General features: G+C 67.5%; 2 protein-coding genes. Both read left to right on the top strand.

Annotation, left to right across the window (positions count from 1 at the left end; all coding sequences use genetic code 11):
* A partial coding sequence (locus tag J7E68_RS16270) for a LuxR C-terminal-related transcriptional regulator (RefSeq protein WP_251049078.1) occupies window positions 1-239 on the top strand: 239 nt, incomplete at its 5' end.
* Window positions 240-389: 150 nt separating this feature from the next.
* Window positions 390-1,189, top strand: an 800-nt coding sequence (locus J7E68_RS16275) for an AI-2E family transporter (protein ID WP_215174351.1), incomplete at its 3' end; no start/stop codon positions are given.

Here is a 1,189-nt window from a genome sequence, read left to right on the forward strand (position 1 = left end):
GGGCGAGCCTGCTCCGCCGCGCCCGCGCGACCTCGCCCGAACTGGCCGAGCAACTGACCGACCGCGAGCTCGAGATCCTCACCTACCTTCCGACTCGCATGACCAACACCGAGCTGGCAGCCCGCTGCTATGTGTCGCCCAACACGATCAAGACCCACATGGCTCACATCTACCGCAAGCTCGCGGTGCCCAACCGCAACACGGCCGTCGCGCGCGCACAGGACCTCGGCCTGATCTGACCCCGCGGTATATCGCCCTGAAAGGGTGACGCGGCCGTGCGCCCTGCGCCCGAGAGTGGCACCGTGAGCGATGCGAGCGTGCCTGAGGAGTCACCCCCTCAGCTTCGGCGCGCCACACGCGGGCCGCGACCACGCAGCATCCAGATCACCGTGACGCGCCCCCTGCTGTTCGGCTTCGCGCTGGTTCTCGGCGGGCTCGGCGCGTTCGTCCTCGGCGTCGCCGCGAGCTCGGTCGCCACGATCCTCATCTACATCGCGATTGCCCTCTTCGTCGCCCTCGGCCTCGACCCGGTGATCCGCTGGCTGGAGGCACACCGGGTGTCGCGAACGCGCGGACTGCTGATCGTCTCGGGCGGCTTCCTCGTCTTCCTCGCCGTCGTGATCGGGTTCATCCTCCCGCCCGCCCTGGTGCAGGTGGGCGAGTTCGCACGCTCCATCCCCGCGGCCATCGCCGACTTCCGCACCTCGGAGGCGTACACAGCCTTCGAAGCACAGGTCGGAGATGTCGTCGGAACCGCACTCGATCAACTCGCGGCGTTCTTCGCGGATCCCGGCAACCTGCTCGCCGTCGGAGGCGGAGTGCTCGCCGTGGGTTTCGGCGTCGGCAACGCGATCTCCGGTGTGATCATCGTCGTCGTCCTCACGCTGTACTTCCTCGCGTCGCTGTCGTCCATCAAGTCCGCGTTCTACTCGCTCGCACCCGCGCGCGATCGAGCCAGACTCCGATCGCTCACGGAGCAGATCACCGACTCGATCGGCGGATATCTCATCGGGATGGTGGTGCTCGCCGCCTGCAATGCGGTGTTCGCGACCCTCCTGCATCTGATATTGGGGCTCCCGGCTCCTGCGTTCATGGGGCTGGCCGCCTTCCTGATCACCCTGATACCGCTCATCGGTCCGGTCGCGTACTGGATCTTCGCCTCGGTCGTCGCCCTGTTCCGCGACCCCCT

It is taken from the genome of Microbacterium sp. ISL-103 (assembly GCF_018613995.1).
GTDB lineage: Bacteria > Actinomycetota > Actinomycetes > Actinomycetales > Microbacteriaceae > Microbacterium.